The following is a 14,393-nucleotide window of genomic DNA, read 5'->3' as shown; positions in this document are numbered from 1 at the left end:
GGGCCGACGCAGCAGGCCCGCCCGATCCGCCGGTCAGCCCATGTTCTGGCCGGCGACGTCCGCGAGCGCCTGCTGGTAGCCCGCCAGGTCGGTGGCCCCGGTGGTGAACTGGCTGGTCGCGTCCGAGATCGCGTTCAGCCAGCCGATCGAGGTGGCCGCGCCATGGGCGATGGACGAGCAGATCTGGTCCTCCGCGAACGAGGTCAGCGCCGTCTGCTGATACTCCCCGAACTCGGAGGTGTCCACATCCGTGCGGGCCGGGATCGACCCCTTGGCGAGGTTGAAGGCGAGCTGGCCGTCGACCGAGGAGATGGTGTCCAGCCAGGCCTCCGCCCCGCCGGGATGCGGGGCGCCGTCGGGCAGGGTGAAGGAGTCGGCGAGGAATCCGAAGATCCTGTCAGCCCCGCCCAGCTCGAAGTACACGTAGTCGTCCTGGGGCGCGAGCTCGGCCTGCTCGAAGGCCGCGACCGCCCAGTCGCCCATGACGTTGTAGCCCGCGGTGCCGTCGATCAGCTGCTGCGTGGCATCGGGCCAGTCGAGGCCGTCGCGGTCGGTGTTGGTGTAGCCCATCATCGCCTCGAACTGCTCGAGCGCGGTGGTGACCTCGGAGCCCGACCAGTCGGTCGAGCCGTCGAACAGGCCGTTGTAGGCCGTGGCGCCGAGCGTCGCCATCAGCACCGCCTCGAGCAGGTTGACCTGCGTCCAGGTGGTCGCGATCGACAGCGCCGTCACGCCGGCGCCCTTGAGGGTCTCCAGCTGGCCCAGGAAGTCGTCGACCGTCGTCGGCGGCGAGCTCGGGTCGATGCCGGCCTCGTCGAGCACCGGCGTGCTCCCCCACACCACGTTCGAGCGGTGGATGTTCGAGGGGATCGAGTAGATCGCTCCGTCGGCGGTGAGACGCTCGATGAGGGCCTCGGGGAACGCCTCGGTCAGGCCCAGGTCGTCGTACAGATAGGAGACGTCGAGGATCTGCGCGGCGTCGATGTAGTCGTTGAGCTCGGCACCGGCGTGCGCCTGGAAGGTGTCCGGCGGGTCGTTCGCCTGCAGCCGGGACTGGAGCATGTCCTTGGCGGCGGAGCCGGCACCGCCGGCCACCGCGCCGTTGACGAACTCGGTGTCCGGATGCTGCTCGTCGAAGACCTCCACCAGGGCGTCGAGGCCGGCCTTCTCCGAGCCGGACGCCCACCAGGTGAAGACCTCGACCTCGCTGTCATCGCCGCCTCCGCCGCCGGAGTCGTCGGAGCCGCCGCATGCGGCCAGGGAGCCGGCGGCGATCGCGGCGCCGGGAAGGATCAGTGCGTGCCTGCGGGTGATCACCTGAGGTTCTCCTTTGAACATGGTCCGGCGGGACGCCTGACCTCCAGGTCGCGCGGCGGGCTCGTCGGGTCCGACCCCGCCGCTCGCCCGTCCATGGTGACACGCGACACACCGCCGCGCAGGCTCCGTCGGCCGCTGTGGCGGACCGTGACGCAATCGTGCCGTGAGCGTGCACGGCCCGCGGGCACCAGCTCTCCCGGCTCCCCGCTGCGGGCTCCGCCGGATCCCCGGATCCCCGGACTCGCGGATCCCCCGCCGCACCTCACGCCTCGAGCACGACCTCCGCTCCGGAGGCGGCCGAGCGGTAGCAGGCGTCGAGCACGAGCGCACGACGCAGGGCGTCGGCGCCCATGCGGTCCACGGCCCGGCCGGAGCGCACGTCGGCGAGGAAGTCTCCGACCGCCTGCGCGTGATGCCCGTCGGGGCCGACGGGCGGGGTGATCACCGCAGGCATGTCCTCGACGTCGGTCCACACGCTGATCTCCGCGCCGTCGGGCCCGCCCCAGGAGATCTCCGCACCGCCCTCGGAGCCGTAGAGGGTGACGTAGCAGCGGTCGTGGGGGATCCACTGAGCCCAGCTGGCCTCGAGCAGCAGAGTCGCCTCGCCCTGATCGTCATGGAGGCGGAGGAAGGCGCTGGCCAGATCCTCGACCTCGAAGGGGGTCCCCTCGGCCACCGGCGAGATGCCGAAGCCGCTGCCGCCGCGACCGAGCGGACCGAACTCCGCGTGCGTGGTCGCGGAGACGGTCCGCACGGCCGGCTCCCCCAGCAGGTGCAGGGTCATGTCGAGCATGTGGACGCCGATGTCGGCGAGGGCGCCGCCGCCCGCGGTCTCGGCGCGCGTGAACCAGGTCCCGAGCCCGGGGATCCCCCGACGTCGGATCCAGCCGGTCTTGGCGTAGTAGACGCGGCCGAGCAGCCCCGCATCGATCGCCCGCTTCAGCGCGGCCACGTCCCCGCGCCGCCGATGGTTGAAGGAGACCTCGAGCAGGCGCCCCGTGCGCTCGGCGGCCTCGACCATGGTGCGGGCCGCCTCCGCGGACTGGGCCATCGGCTTCTCGCACAGAACGTCGACCCCGGCCTCGAGCGCATCGATCGCCATCGGGGCGTGCAGGAACGTCGGCGTGGCGATCGAGACGACGTCGAGGTCCTCGGCGGCGAGCATGTCCCGATGATCGGCATAGCGGCCGACGACCCCGTGCTCCTCCCCGAAGCGCTCGAGAAGCTCGGGCTCCATCGCCGTGAGCGCGACCAGCTCGACGGTCGGATCGGCGGCGTAGGCCGCGAGATGCTGCTGGCCGGCCCACCCCAGCCCGATCACCCCCGCCCGCAGCCGGCGGGGCCGGTTCTCCTGCTGGTCCTGGCGCTGGTCCTCGTGCCGGTCCTCGTGCTGGTCCTTCTGCTGCGGTGCCTGGGTCATGCCGGGGCGCTCCTTCCGTCGTCGCGTTCGTGCCGCTCGGGCGGGATCGAGCCTATGCACGCCGCCGCCCAGGGAGGCGTGCGCCGCGCCGCCCCGCAGCGAGGACTCCCTGACCCGTTGAAGCGCTGAAGCGCCCCTTCGTCCCCGCACCCCCGCCGGCAGACTGCCATGCTGGTGGGTGCATCCGGCATGCCGAGGGATGCACCCGATGCCCGACGCCCGACGAACAGGACGGTCCCCATGCGCGCCATCGTCGCCCAGCAGAAGAAGCAGCCCGCGGTCCTCACCGAGATCGCCCCGCCCGGCCCGCTCGGCGAGGACGAGGTGCTGATCGAGGTCTCTCACTCGAGCGTGAACTACAAGGACGGGGCGACCGTCGTCGGACGACCGGGCTTCGTGCGCTCCTGGCCGCTCGCGGTCGGCATCGACGCCGTGGGCACGGTCGCCGAATCGACCTCGGCGCGCTTCGCCCCCGGCGATCGCGTGGTGCTCAACGGCGGCGGAGCCGGCGAGTCCCGGCCGGGCGGATTCGCCGAGCGCACGGTCGCCCGCGCCGCCTCCCTCGTGCACGTCCCCGACGCGCTGAGCACCATGCAGGCCGCATCGATCGGCACCGCCGGCTTCACCGCGGCCCTCGCCGTCCTCGCGCTCGAGGACCGCGGGATCTCCCCCGACGACGGGGACGTGCTGGTCACGGGCGCGGCGGGCGGCGTCGGGTCCGTGGCGATCAGCCTGCTGGCGGGACGCGGGCACCGCGTCGTCGCCTCGACCGGCCGCGCCGACGCCGAGGGCGAGTACCTCCGGGGCCTGGGCGCGGCGGAGCTGCTGGACCGCCGCGAGCTCGCCGAGCCGTCGTCGGCGCCCCTGCAGTCGGCGCGCTGGGCCGCGGTGGTCGACGGCGTCGGCTCCAGCACCCTCGCCAACGCCCTCGCGCAGACCCGCTACGGGGGCGTCGCCGCCGCCTACGGCCTCGCCCAGGGCTCGGACCTGCCCACCACCGTCCTGCCGTTCATCCTGCGCGCCGTCTCCCTCGTCGGCGTCAACTCGGTCGACGCGCCGACAGCGCTGCGCGAGCGCGCCTGGGCGCTGCTGGGCGCGGAGCTGGACCTGTCCGCGCTGGAGACGATGACCGAGATCGTCGGCCTCGAGGGCGTCCTCGAGGTCGCGCCGCGGATCCTCGAGGGGAGGATCCGTGGGCGCACGGTCGTCGACGTGCGAGCCTGAGGCGCCGGCCGAGCCCGTCCCCGGGACAGCTATCCTGGGCCCGGAACCACGGGCCCCACCGAGGAGGCGACCATGACCGCCAGGACGCCCGACGACACGATCGACACCGAGGTCGAGGAGCTGCTCGAGGAGCTCTCCGCGCTCGCGGACGAGCGGATCCTCGCCGTCAACCGCCGCCACGGCGACGACCATGCCGTGAACCTCAGTGCGCTCCGCGCGATCGCCAAGCGCCTCAGGGCCCGCCCCGACCTCGTGCGCCCGCTGTGGGCGACCGGGGACACGGCGGCCCGGCTGCTCGCGGTCCTGGTGTGCCGTCCGAAGGTCCTGGACGCCGACGAGCTCGACGCCATGCTGCGCGAGGCCCGCACTCCGAAGCTGCAGGACTGGCTCGTCGGTTACGTCGTCGGGAAGGGGCCGCACGCCGAGCTGCTGCGCAGCCGCTGGTTCGCCGACACCGACCCGGACGTCGCCGCCGCCGGCTGGGCGCTGACCGCCGACGCCGTCGTGAAGCATCCGGACCGGGTCGACCTCGACGGACTCCTCGACCTCATCGAGACCCGCCTGCAGGAGGCACCGGACCGCCTCCAGTGGCAGATGAACACCTGCCTCGCGATGATCGGCATCGAGCATTCCGAGCACCGGGAGCGTGCCCTGGCCATCGGCGAGGAGCTCGAGGTCCTCAAGGACTATCCGACGCCGCCGAACTGCACCTCCCCCTTCGCCCCGACCTGGATCGCGGAGATCGTCCGCCGCCGCGAGGCCGGGTGAACTCCCACCGCAGGACGAGCAAGGAGCCATCATGGAGAAGCTGCCCGCACCCACCTCCGCCCGCGCAGGATCCTCGTCGTTCACCGGCGAGGTGCTCATGGAGCAGCTCCGCGGACCGCTCGGCGACTCGCGCATCGGCATGGCCCATGTGCACTTCGCGCCCGGCGCCCGGACCCACTGGCACAGCCATCCCGTCGGCCAGACCCTCTGGGGCACCGACGGCCTCGGGATCGTCGCGACCCGCTCCGGGGACACGATCACCCTCGCCCCCGGTGAGACCGTGTGGATCCCCGCCGATGAGGAGCACTGGCACGGCGCCCTGCCCGATCGGCTCATGGCGCACCTGGCCATCCACGAGAACGACGCCGACGGCACCCAGGTGACCTGGCTCGAGCCCGTCACCGACCAGGAGTACCAGCGCGCAGCCGCCGCAGCACTCTCCTGAGCAGGCGGATCAGGCGGTTCAGGCCGTTCAGCTGTTCGCCGGGCCGACCCACACCTGCTGGGCGTTGACGAACTCGCGGATCCCGTGCGGTCCCAGCTCCCGGCCGTAGCCCGAGCGCTTGATGCCGCCCGACGGGAGCCGCGGGTCGGTCTTGACGATCCCGTTGACGCTCACCTGCCCCGCCTCGATCCGACGCGCCATCGCCGCGCCCCTCTCGGCGCTCGTCCACACGCTCGCCCCGAGGCCGAAGCGGGTGGCATTGGCCAGTGCGAGGGCATGCTCGGCGTCGTCGGCCCGCATCACCGCCGCGACCGGCCCGAACGTCTCCTCGGTGCAGGCCGCCATGCCCGGCTCCACCCCGGTCAGCAGCGTCACCGGGTAGAAGAAGCCGGGCCCGTCGGGCACCTCGCCGCCCATCACGCAGCGCGCACCGGCCGCAACGGTGGCGCTGACCTGCGCGTGGAGGTTCTCGCGGAGGTCCCCGCGGGCGATCGGCCCCACCTGGACGTCCTCCCTCCGGGGGTCGCCGACGGTCAGCGCCTGCAGATGCTCGGTCAGCAGATCGACGAACGCGTCATGGACGGGGTCCTCCACGATCAGCCGCTTCGCGGCGATGCAGGACTGCCCGGCGTTGATGATCCGCGAGAGGGCCGCCACCCGCGCCGCCTCCTCGAGATCGGCGTCCGCCAGGACGATGCACGGATCGGAGCCGCCCAGCTCGAGCACCGCGGGCTTGACCTCGGAGGCCGCGATCGCGGCCACGACCGCACCCGCACGGTCCGATCCGGTGAAGGACACCGCCCGCACCCGAGGATCCCGGATCGCGACCTCGACGTCGGCGGTCGCGGCGAGCAGGTTCTGGAGCAGCCCCTCCGGTGCTCCGACCGCCCGGAACACGCCCTCGATCGCCGCAGCGCAGCCGGGGACGTGCGGGTCGTGCTTCATGAGGCACGTGTTGCCCGCCATCAGCGCCGGAGCGCAGAAGCGGAACGCGATCCAGAACGGGGCGTTCCAGGGCAGCACGCCGAGCACCGGTCCGAGAGGCAGATGCTGGACGTACGAGGACGTCGCGTCCGAGGCGATGTGCTGGTCGGCGAGATACTCCTCGGCATGCTCGGCGTAGTGCTCGGCGGCCCAGGCGGCCTTGCCGACCTCTCCGCGGGCCTCCGTGATGGGCTTGCCCATCTCCTCGGTCATCAGCGGGGCGAGCTCGTCGACGTGCTCGCGCAGGTGGGCTGCGACGGCCCGCAGCACCTCGGCGCGCTCACCGAAGCCGACCTCCCGCCAGCTCCGGAAGGCGTCGTCGGCCCGGGTGATCGCGGCGGTGATGAGATCCGGTGCCATCGCGGGCACCTCCCGCACCACATCGCCGGTCGTCGGGTCGACGGCAGACAGCACGGTCGTGCTCTCCCAGCCCATGCTCTCCATGCCCATGGCGTTCTCCTCTCGGTCGCCGCCGGTCTCAGGCCGACGGCGCATCGTGCACGGTGAAGTCCTCGTCGAGGGTGAAGAAGGAGGCGCAGCCCTCCTCGGTGATCCGCACGGTGTCGGAGATGCCGACGGTCTTGTCGCCGTCCACGCCCCACATCCAGGGGATCAGATGGAACGTCATGCCCGGCTCCAGGGGCCGCTCGTCGCCCTCCATGAGCGAGAGGATGTACCCCTCGTCCCAGCTGGGCGGGAAGGCGATCCCGATGGAGTAGCCGGCGCGCGTGACCAGATGCGCGCCGACGTCGTTGTCCTCGATGATCCCCCGGGCCAGCCGATCGACCTCGGACACGGTCATCCCCGGTCGCATCGTGGCCCGCAGCTCCGTCAGGGCGCGCTCCATCGTGTCCTGGGCGCTGCGCATCGACTCCTCCAGGGGGCCGTTGACCACGGTGCGCATGATGGCCGCGTGATACCGCCGGAAGCAGCCTCCGACCTCGAGGAACACGTGATCCCCCGGCATGATGGTGCGACCCTCCCAGGTGGCGTGGCCGATCATCGTGCGGGGCCCGGAGGTCACATACGGCATGACCGCCGGGAACTCCCCTCCAGCGCGGAACATGGCTGCCGAGATCTCCGCCGCGACCTCGTTCTCGGTGACGCCGGGGACGGCCGCCCGCAGCCCCGCCTGCATGCCTGCCGCGGCGGCGTCGGCCGCGCGTCGCATGACCTCGATCTCGACGTCGGACTTGCGGATCCTGCCCTCCTCGACGATGCCGAAGCAGTCCACGAGCCCTTCGCCGAAGGCGTCGTGGAAGCGGTCCTGCTGATAGGCGGGGAAGTAGTAGCTGTTGCGCTCGTAGCCCACCCTCGAGTCCGCCAGACGCATGTCGCGCAGCGCGCTGACCAGCTCGAGGATCGCATCGCCGGTGTCGGGATAGGCGCGCGCCCCCTCCACCCAGGTGCGCTCGACGACGTTCGAGAGCTCCATCGCACGGGTGATCATCACCGGCTCCGCCTCCAGCGGCACGATCAGCGCCTGGAAGAACGAGTACCCGCTGGTCTGATGGTCGGTGAGGTACATGAGGTTCTCGGGATCGGTGATGATCACGGCGTCGAGCCGACGGTCGGCCATCCGCTCGCGCAGCTCCCGCAGCCGCCGCGCGTACTCCTCGGCGGGGAACGTCATGTCATCCCGGCGGCGCATCAGCGGGCCTCCCTCTCAGACGGGGCCGCCACGGTGCCGTCGGTGGCGTCGATCGCCTGCTCGAGGATGTCGAGCCCCTCGGTCAGATCGTCCGTCCCGATGGACAGCGGCGGGATCAGCTTGATGACGCGCCCGCCCGAGCCGCAGGGACCGATCAGGAGCCCTCGCGCGAAGCACTCCGCCTGGACCTGCTGGGCGAAGGCGCCGTCGGCCGTGTCCAGTCCCTGCATCATGCCGCGACCTCGGACCTCCCACCCCCTCCCGGGCCGCGCCGCGGCGATCGCCTCCAGGCGCTCGCGCATCACGACGCCCTTGTCCAGAACGTCCTGCAGGAAGGCATCGTCCGTGAGCCGCTCCAGCGCCACCGTCCCGGCCACGAAGGAGATGCCCTGGCCGCGGAACGTCCCCGTATGGGCGCCGGGGCTCCAGTGCGCATCGACCTCGGGCCGGTTGAGGTTCACGGCGATCGGAGTGCCGATCCCGCCGAGGCCCTTGGCCAGCGTGATGATGTCAGGATCCAGACCCATCCCGTCGAAGGAGAAGAAGCTGCCGGTGCGGCCCATCCCCGCCTGGATGTCATCGATGATGAAGAGGGCCCCGACCTCACGGGCCAGGGCCTGCACCTCATGCAGCCAGTCGGCGCTGGCGACGTTCACTCCGCCTTCGGCCTGCACCGCCTCGACGAGGAACGCCGCGGGCGGAGTCAGCCCGCTCGACGGGTCCCGCAGCGCCGCGCCGTACTCGGCGACGGCCGTGCGACCGCCGGGCGCAGTCTCGAAGGGCAGGCGGTGCACGTTCCGCAGCGGCACCCCGGCCCACTGCCGGAAGGCCTGGTTGGCGGTCGCGGCCAGCGAGCCGAGCGTCATCCCGTGGAAGCCGTGGCTGAAGGCGACGACGTCGGGCCGCCCCGTGGTCAGACGCGCCAGCTTGAGCGCGGCCTCCACGGCGTTGGAGCCCGTGGGCCCCATGAACTGCAGACGATGATCCATGCCCCGCGGCGCCAGCACCGCCTCGTGGAAGCGCGCGATGAAGTCGCGCTTCGCGGTCGTGTGCGTGTCCAGGCCGTGGACGATGCCATCGGCCTCGAGGAAGTCGATGACCGCCCGCTTCATCGCCGGATCGTTGTGGCCGAGGTTCAGGACCCCGGCACCCGCGAAGAAGTCGATGTACTCGGTGCCGTCCTCCGCCCTCTGGCGCGAGCCGGACGCAGAGGCGAAGACCGTCGGATAGCTGCGGCAGTAGCCGCGGACCTCCGATTCGTGCTCGTCGAAGATGCTGGTGTCGATCGGTGCGGCTGCGGCGTCGCCGCGGGTGGTGCTGTTCATGCTGCTGCCTCGCTCTCCCCTGCTGCGGGGTCGTGCCGTCATCGGTGCTGGGTGGTCGCCTCCTGCTCTCCGGTCCCCGCGGAACCCGCGATGACCATGCCCTGTGATGACGCTCACACCTGATGGTGCTCCCCGTCAAGCACCCGGGCCGAGCGGGGCGGAACCGGAACCCGATATCGGTGCATGGCACATCGAGTGGCATGCGCTCGGCATGCGACACCGGTTTCAGCGGACACCTTCTGTCCTCGCGGGGCGGAACCATCGTTCCCATGAGCTGACCCCCCGCACCAGGAGGAGACCATGAGCACGACCGTCCAGATCACCATCGACGCCCGCGATCCGAGGTCCCTATCGATCTTCTGGCGCGACGCACTGGGCTACGTCCATCCCAGTCCGCCCGGCGTCGAGCTGCCGGCGGGCGCCGACCCCCTCGTCGCCTGGGATGAGGCGCTCGAGCGGTCGGGCATCCCCGTCGAGCTGCGCAACTCCTCCTCCGCCCTCGAGGACCCCGACGGCTCCGGACCGCGCCTGTTCTTCCAGCAGGTGCCGGAGGAGAAGACCGTCAAGAATCGCGTCCACCTGGACCTCCGTGCCGCACCGGGGCTCGAGGGCGAGGCTCGCATGTCCGCCCTCGAAGCGGAGTGCGCGCGCCTGGTCGCGCTCGGGGCCTCCCGCCTGCGCCGCGTCGAGCCCGAGCCGCCGATGAGCGCAGGGTTCATCGTCATGGCGGATCCCGAGGGCAACGAGTTCTGCCTCGACTGATCGGGACGTGCACATCCGACTCCCTCCCGTGGATAATCCCTGAGGACGCATATGGCTCTGCCCGATCCCGAGCGCGTTCCCCGAGCGTCGGGCGCAGGCGGACGACGGCGAGGAGATCCCACCCGATGAACGCACCCAGCGCCCCCGCGAACCATCCGCGGACCATCGGCCAGGAGGGCCCGTGGATGCCGCCCGCGTCGGCAGCGGAGGGCCGTGAGGCCGGACGCAGTCTGCGCAAGTCGCTGCCGCGCAAGGCGCTGGCGGTGCTCGGGCCGCGCACGAGGGATCCGCTCGAGGTCCTGGACTCCCAGAACCTCACGCGGGTACCGGAGCTGGTGCCTCTGCGCGAGGAGCGCATGGCCGCGAGTCCGCTGGCTTTCTACCGGGGGTCCACGGCGGTGATGGCCGCCGATCTCGCCCTGGAGCCCCATACCGGCGTCGTCGTTCCGTCCAGCGGTGACGCGCATGTCGCGAACTTCGGCTTCTACGCCTCCCCGCAGCGCACCCTGGTGTTCGACCTCGACGACTTCGACGAGGCCGCGTGGGCCCCCTGGGAGTGGGACCTCAAGCGCCTGGTCACCAGCGTCGTCCTCGCGGGGCGCGTGAGCGGCAGGACCGAGGCCATCCTCCATGAGGCGGTGACCGGTGCCGTGCGCGCCTATGCGACGGCGCTGGACGCCGCCGGCGAGACCGCTCCCCTGGAGAAGTTCTACGCGCACTTCGACGCCGATGCCGCGGGGGACGCGCTGCCGTGGGAGGCGCGCAAGGCCCTCCGCACGGCGACCTCGCGGGCCCGGAAGCGCACCGGAGAACGAGCGGTCCGCCGCCTCACAGAGGCCGACGCGGACGGTCGGCTGCGCTTCGTACCGGATCCGCCGACGATGCAGCGCCTGGACGAGGCCGCGGAGCGCCGCACGGCCCTCTGGGTCCACCGCTATCTCGACGCCGCATCGCCGGAGGTGCGAGTGCTCATGCAGCACTACGTGGTCTCCGACATGATCCGGCGTGCGGTCGGGATCGGCAGCGTCGGCACCCGATGCTCCCTGATCCTGCTGCAGGACGGCGACGGGGCAGGCCTGATCATGCAGTCCAAGGAAGCCGGACGCAGCGTGCTCGAGGAGTACGGGCGGATCTCCCAGCCGCGTTCACTGACGGACCTGATCGCCGCCCGCGGAGAGGGCGCCCGAGTGGTCGGCATGCAGCGGGTGCTCCAGGCGGTCTCGGATCCGCTGCTGGGGCATCTGCAGGCACAGGGCCTCGACCTGTATGTGCGGCAGTATCACGACATGAAGGGCGGGATCGACGCCGAGACCCTCGACGACGAGCCCTTCACCCTGTATGCGCAGGCCTGTGCGCTGACCCTCGCGCGCGCCCACGGTCAGTCCCCTCTCGTGCCGATCGTCAGCGGCTATCTCGGCGGCGGAGGCCGCGTCGGAGAGGCGCTGTGGGAATGGTCCAACGCGTACGCCGATCGCGCAGAGGCCGATCACGCCGCGTTCGCGGCACGCAGGAGCGGGAGCGCCTGAGCCCTGCGCTCAGGCGCTGTCTGCCTCCTCCGGATCTGTCGCGTCGGGCCCGTCGAGTCGGGATTCCCAGCCGCCCTCCTCGAGCACGAGGTTCAAGCGCCAGCAGTGGCCGGCCGCGTCGTCGACCGTGGGGCCTCACCCGTGTCCACGAACACGGGCAAGGCCCCGACGTCAGCAGAGGAGCAATGCACCCGGCGTTATCGAGACGAGGACGCGAAGCAGCGGCGGCGCATCCGGTCGACGGACGACGGACGACGGACTCCGCGCAGAGGACGGAGACTGGCCCCATGGACGAGAGATCTCCGGACGCCGACAGGATCGCCGACGGCATCGCGCGGCTCAGCGAATGGATCGATGCGGGCAATGCGGGCCGAGACCCTGAGGCGGCGACCTGGGCGCGGCTGGCGAAGATCACCGAGGAGGCCGGCGAGGTCGTCGCCGCACAGATCGGGGCGACCGGGCAGAACCCTCGCAAGGGCGTCACCCACACGGCACTGGACGTGCAGGAGGAGCTGATCGACGTGGCTGTGACGGCCCTCGCCGCCCTCGAGCATGTGCGCGGCCACGATCGGCGATCGATCGCGCTGCTCGAGGACAAGCTCGAGCGGACCCTCCGTCGGGCGGGTCTCGACGGATGACGCCGGGCCCCTGACATCCGGTCATCCCCCGGGGATACTGGAGGCAGAAGGAGGCGATCATGGTCGACGACGACTCCCGTCGCAAGGTCCTCGCGCTGAGGGCAGAGTCCGCCGAGCTGACGATCCCCGCCGGGATGGCGCACCGCAGCGCCGACGAGCGGGCCGAGATCCACAGCCGCCTGTTCACCACTGTCGGGCAGCTCCCCGCACTCGCCGAGGCCGGCCTGTTCGGCACCGATGCGCAGCGTGCGCTCTACGTGCACTACGAGGAGGGACCGGTCTGCGTGGCCGTGGTGCTTGACCCGCCGGTGTCGGTACGGGCCCCGTCGTCGGCCGCCCTCGAGGACCGCGTGCGCGACCACGTCGCCGAGCACCGGGGTGTGGTCAGCGCCGACGTCCACCCGTTCGGCAAGCGGGTCTCTCGCGACCGGGCGCTCGAGATCCTGCGATCGCTGCTCGACGACGCCCGCTGACCCCGACACCTCACGGCCCGCGGCCTGCGACCCGCGACCCGCGGAGGCGCACACCATCAGCGTGATGGTGGAAGCATGGTCCTCGGACCATCCGTCCGCGGACAGAGCCGCGGCGCAAGCAGGAACAGGGAGTGCATCGATGACGATCAGGATCATCCACGTCGGACTGGGCGGCTGGGGAGGCGACTGGGCGCGCACCGCGATCCCAGCGGTCGACGAGATCGAAGTCGCCGCGATCGCCGATCCCAGCGAGCCCACGCTGAGGAAGGCGCAGAAGGACCTGGGCCTGCCCGAGGACAGGGCGTTCCCGTCGCTGACCGCAGCACTGGCCGGCGTGGAGGCCGACGCCGTCGTGATCACCGCACCGGCCGTCACCCATGCGCCGCTCGCCCTCGAAGCCCTCGAGGCCGGCAAGCATGTGATCGTCGAGAAGCCCTTCGCGAACACTCTCGAGGAGGCCGCCGAGGTCGCCGCGCGCGCCGAGGAGCTGGGGCTGGTGCTGCAGGTCAGCCAGAACTACCGCAACTATCCTGCGCCCCGGGCGGCCGAGCGGCTGCTGGCGGAGGGGGCGATCGGGGAGATCGCCTCGCTGAGCATCGACTTCCGCCAGTGGGACAACGACCGGGCGTTCGACGCGCACCCCCATTACCGCTTCCCTCATCCGATGCTCTACGACATGGCGATCCACCATTTCGATCTCCTGCGCAAGGTCACCGGGCAGGAGGCCGTGCGGGTGTTCACGAAGGTCAAGGACCCCTCCTTCAGCAAGTACGTCCAGGAGGCGCAGGCGGTGATGGTGATCGAGATGGCCGACGGGCTGGTCGTGAGCTATCGGGGCAGCTGGCTCGACCGGGGGGAGCCGACGCCCTGGGCGGGCGAGTGGCGGATCTCCGGCGAGGACGGCGAGCTGCGGTTCACGAGCCGCGGCGGCGGCGCGTACGAGGACCCGACGGAGAAGGACAGCGTGGTGCTGCGTCTCGTCGGCGAGGAGCCGACGGAGATCGAGCTCGAGACGATGCCGCTGCTGGGCCGGTCGGCCGGCCTGCGCATCTTCGCCGACGCGATCGAGAACGGGAGCGTCCCGGAGACCTCGGGTCGTGCGAACCTCGGCAGCCTGGCGCTGATGGAGGCGGCCGCGCGATCGGCCGAGTCCGGGCAGATGGAGGAGGTCGTCATCCCCTGAGCGGACGGCCGCTCCGGGCGGCGGGGCAGCTCTCCCCCGCCGCCTCCGACGGCCGTGCTGCCGGGACTGCCGGTGTTACCGGGACTGCCGGTGCTGCCGCGGCTGCTGGCGATGGCGCAGGCGCCGTCGTCGTCGGCTCTGTGGCGCCATGCGATCTCGACCCCAGGGTGAGGGCGAGCAGGGACGAGGCGAGCAGGAGGGCGATCGCGCTCAGCGGCCCGGGCGCGAGGCCGTCGAACAGGAGACCGCCGAGCAGTGTGGAGACCGCCGACAGCGAGGTCAGGGCCCCCATGGTGCGCATGCGGCCGCCGCTGCGCAGGCTCACAGCGCCGGCGATGAGGGCGAACAGCGTCAGGACCATCGCCAGCAGGGGGAAGACGTCGCCGTAACCGAACAGGGTGGCGCTGCTCCACGGTTCGAGGGTGTACTCGCGGGCTCGGCCGACGGCCTCGAGGCCGTCGGGACCGGTCTCGGGGACCCGCCAGGTGGGGGCGATCATGATCGCGAGCGCGCCGACGGCCGCGGCGACGGCTGCTATGCGTGCGATCATCCCGGCGACTCCCTCGTGCAAGGCCCCGACCCGAGGGGGGAGCGTTCACGACCATGGTTCCGCCGACGGGCGGTCCACCGCGAGAGCAGGATCGGCATCGTTGCAGAACGGTGATCGGTTCCTGCGC

The 14,393-nt window shown here is 71.7% G+C and carries 14 protein-coding genes; 8 read left to right on the top strand and 6 right to left on the bottom strand.

What is annotated here, in order from left to right:
- Positions 1-33: 33 nt before the first annotated feature.
- Together ACZ5AJ_RS01605 and ACZ5AJ_RS01600 are read right to left on the bottom strand one after the other, a co-directional pair.
- Positions 34-1,317, bottom strand: a complete 1,284-nt coding sequence (locus ACZ5AJ_RS01605; protein WP_464136524.1) for an ABC transporter substrate-binding protein — start codon at positions 1,315-1,317, stop codon at positions 34-36.
- 262 nt (positions 1,318-1,579) lie between these two features.
- On the bottom strand, positions 1,580-2,737 hold the full coding sequence (locus ACZ5AJ_RS01600) for a Gfo/Idh/MocA family protein (protein ID WP_464136523.1): 1,158 nt from the start codon (positions 2,735-2,737) through the stop codon (positions 1,580-1,582).
- Positions 2,738-2,977: 240 nt separating this feature from the next.
- Here ACZ5AJ_RS01600 and ACZ5AJ_RS01595 point away from each other — a divergent pair, with 240 nt between their 5' ends.
- The 3 genes from ACZ5AJ_RS01595 (at position 2,978) to ACZ5AJ_RS01585 (ending at position 5,174) form a co-directional block, all read left to right on the top strand.
- On the top strand, positions 2,978-3,961 hold the full coding sequence (locus tag ACZ5AJ_RS01595) for an MDR family oxidoreductase (protein ID WP_464136521.1): 984 nt from the start codon (positions 2,978-2,980) through the stop codon (positions 3,959-3,961).
- A gap of 72 nt (positions 3,962-4,033) precedes the next feature.
- Positions 4,034-4,729: a DNA alkylation repair protein gene (locus ACZ5AJ_RS01590; protein WP_464136520.1), complete on the top strand. Its 696-nt coding sequence runs from the start codon at positions 4,034-4,036 to the stop codon at positions 4,727-4,729.
- Between the two features lie 31 nt (positions 4,730-4,760).
- The gene (locus ACZ5AJ_RS01585) at positions 4,761-5,174 is read left to right on the top strand and encodes a (R)-mandelonitrile lyase (protein WP_464136518.1); all 414 of its coding nucleotides are present in this window, start codon (positions 4,761-4,763) and stop codon (positions 5,172-5,174) included.
- Positions 5,175-5,201: 27 nt separating this feature from the next.
- On the opposite strand, the gene ACZ5AJ_RS01580 is transcribed toward ACZ5AJ_RS01585, so the two are convergent.
- From ACZ5AJ_RS01580 to ACZ5AJ_RS01570, 3 genes are read right to left on the bottom strand one after another with little or no spacing between them, the layout of a single operon-like run.
- Positions 5,202-6,608 (bottom strand): NAD-dependent succinate-semialdehyde dehydrogenase, encoded by a 1,407-nt coding sequence (locus tag ACZ5AJ_RS01580; RefSeq protein WP_464136517.1) that lies wholly within the window; start codon positions 6,606-6,608, stop codon positions 5,202-5,204.
- A 28-nt stretch (positions 6,609-6,636) separates the two neighbouring features.
- A complete protein-coding gene (gene doeA, locus ACZ5AJ_RS01575; protein ID WP_464136515.1) occupies positions 6,637-7,791 on the bottom strand; it encodes an ectoine hydrolase in 1,155 nt (384 codons plus the stop codon).
- 17 nt (positions 7,792-7,808) lie between these two features.
- Complete coding sequence (locus ACZ5AJ_RS01570; RefSeq protein ID WP_464136514.1) at positions 7,809-9,134, bottom strand: diaminobutyrate--2-oxoglutarate transaminase; 1,326 nt, start codon at positions 9,132-9,134, stop codon at positions 7,809-7,811.
- Between the two features lie 300 nt (positions 9,135-9,434).
- On the opposite strand from ACZ5AJ_RS01570, the gene ACZ5AJ_RS01565 reads away from it, so the two are divergent.
- The 5 genes from ACZ5AJ_RS01565 to ACZ5AJ_RS01545 all read left to right on the top strand — a co-directional run bounded on the left by ACZ5AJ_RS01565 (position 9,435) and on the right by ACZ5AJ_RS01545 (position 13,716).
- Positions 9,435-9,896: a VOC family protein gene (locus ACZ5AJ_RS01565; RefSeq protein WP_464136512.1), complete on the top strand. Its 462-nt coding sequence runs from the start codon at positions 9,435-9,437 to the stop codon at positions 9,894-9,896.
- Positions 9,897-10,021: 125 nt separating this feature from the next.
- Positions 10,022-11,422: a DUF2252 domain-containing protein gene (locus ACZ5AJ_RS01560; RefSeq protein ID WP_464136510.1), complete on the top strand. Its 1,401-nt coding sequence runs from the start codon at positions 10,022-10,024 to the stop codon at positions 11,420-11,422.
- Between the two features lie 287 nt (positions 11,423-11,709).
- Positions 11,710-12,060, top strand: a complete 351-nt coding sequence (locus ACZ5AJ_RS01555; RefSeq protein WP_464136508.1) for a MazG-like family protein — start codon at positions 11,710-11,712, stop codon at positions 12,058-12,060.
- Positions 12,061-12,119: 59 nt separating this feature from the next.
- Positions 12,120-12,533, top strand: a complete 414-nt coding sequence (locus ACZ5AJ_RS01550; protein ID WP_464136507.1) for a hypothetical protein — start codon at positions 12,120-12,122, stop codon at positions 12,531-12,533.
- Between the two features lie 139 nt (positions 12,534-12,672).
- Entirely contained in the window at positions 12,673-13,716 is a 1,044-nt protein-coding gene (locus ACZ5AJ_RS01545; RefSeq protein ID WP_464136504.1) for a Gfo/Idh/MocA family protein, read from the top strand.
- On the opposite strand, the gene ACZ5AJ_RS01540 is transcribed toward ACZ5AJ_RS01545, so the two are convergent.
- Positions 13,706-14,266, bottom strand: coding sequence for a hypothetical protein (locus tag ACZ5AJ_RS01540; protein ID WP_464136503.1), 561 nt, complete (start codon positions 14,264-14,266; stop codon positions 13,706-13,708). The two genes, ACZ5AJ_RS01545 and ACZ5AJ_RS01540, sit on opposite strands and share 11 nt — an antisense overlap.
- Between the last annotated feature and the right edge of the window lie 127 nt (positions 14,267-14,393).

It is taken from the genome of Brachybacterium zhongshanense (genome assembly GCF_055385755.1).
This window is presented reverse-complemented; position numbering and strand designations above follow the sequence as displayed.

Excerpts from the sequence above, each read along its gene's own strand:
- ACZ5AJ_RS01550 (WP_464136507.1), top strand. The coding sequence starts at position 12,120 with ATGGTCGACGACGACTCCCGTCGCAAGGTCCTCGCGCTGAGGGCAGAG.
- doeA (WP_464136515.1), bottom strand. The coding sequence starts at position 7,791 with ATGACGTTCCCCGCCGAGGAGTACGCGCGGCGGCTGCGGGAGCTGCGC.
- ACZ5AJ_RS01600 (WP_464136523.1), bottom strand. The coding sequence starts at position 2,737 with ATGACCCAGGCACCGCAGCAGAAGGACCAGCACGAGGACCGGCACGAG.
- ACZ5AJ_RS01540 (WP_464136503.1), bottom strand. The coding sequence starts at position 14,266 with ATGATCGCACGCATAGCAGCCGTCGCCGCGGCCGTCGGCGCGCTCGCG.
- ACZ5AJ_RS01545 (WP_464136504.1), top strand. The coding sequence starts at position 12,673 with ATGACGATCAGGATCATCCACGTCGGACTGGGCGGCTGGGGAGGCGAC.
- ACZ5AJ_RS01595 (WP_464136521.1), top strand. The coding sequence starts at position 2,978 with ATGCGCGCCATCGTCGCCCAGCAGAAGAAGCAGCCCGCGGTCCTCACC.
- ACZ5AJ_RS01585 (WP_464136518.1), top strand. The coding sequence starts at position 4,761 with ATGGAGAAGCTGCCCGCACCCACCTCCGCCCGCGCAGGATCCTCGTCG.
- ACZ5AJ_RS01565 (WP_464136512.1), top strand. The coding sequence starts at position 9,435 with ATGAGCACGACCGTCCAGATCACCATCGACGCCCGCGATCCGAGGTCC.
- ACZ5AJ_RS01590 (WP_464136520.1), top strand. The coding sequence starts at position 4,034 with ATGACCGCCAGGACGCCCGACGACACGATCGACACCGAGGTCGAGGAG.
- ACZ5AJ_RS01570 (WP_464136514.1), bottom strand. The coding sequence starts at position 9,134 with ATGAACAGCACCACCCGCGGCGACGCCGCAGCCGCACCGATCGACACC.
- ACZ5AJ_RS01580 (WP_464136517.1), bottom strand. The coding sequence starts at position 6,608 with ATGGGCATGGAGAGCATGGGCTGGGAGAGCACGACCGTGCTGTCTGCC.
- ACZ5AJ_RS01560 (WP_464136510.1), top strand. The coding sequence starts at position 10,022 with ATGAACGCACCCAGCGCCCCCGCGAACCATCCGCGGACCATCGGCCAG.
- ACZ5AJ_RS01555 (WP_464136508.1), top strand. The coding sequence starts at position 11,710 with ATGGACGAGAGATCTCCGGACGCCGACAGGATCGCCGACGGCATCGCG.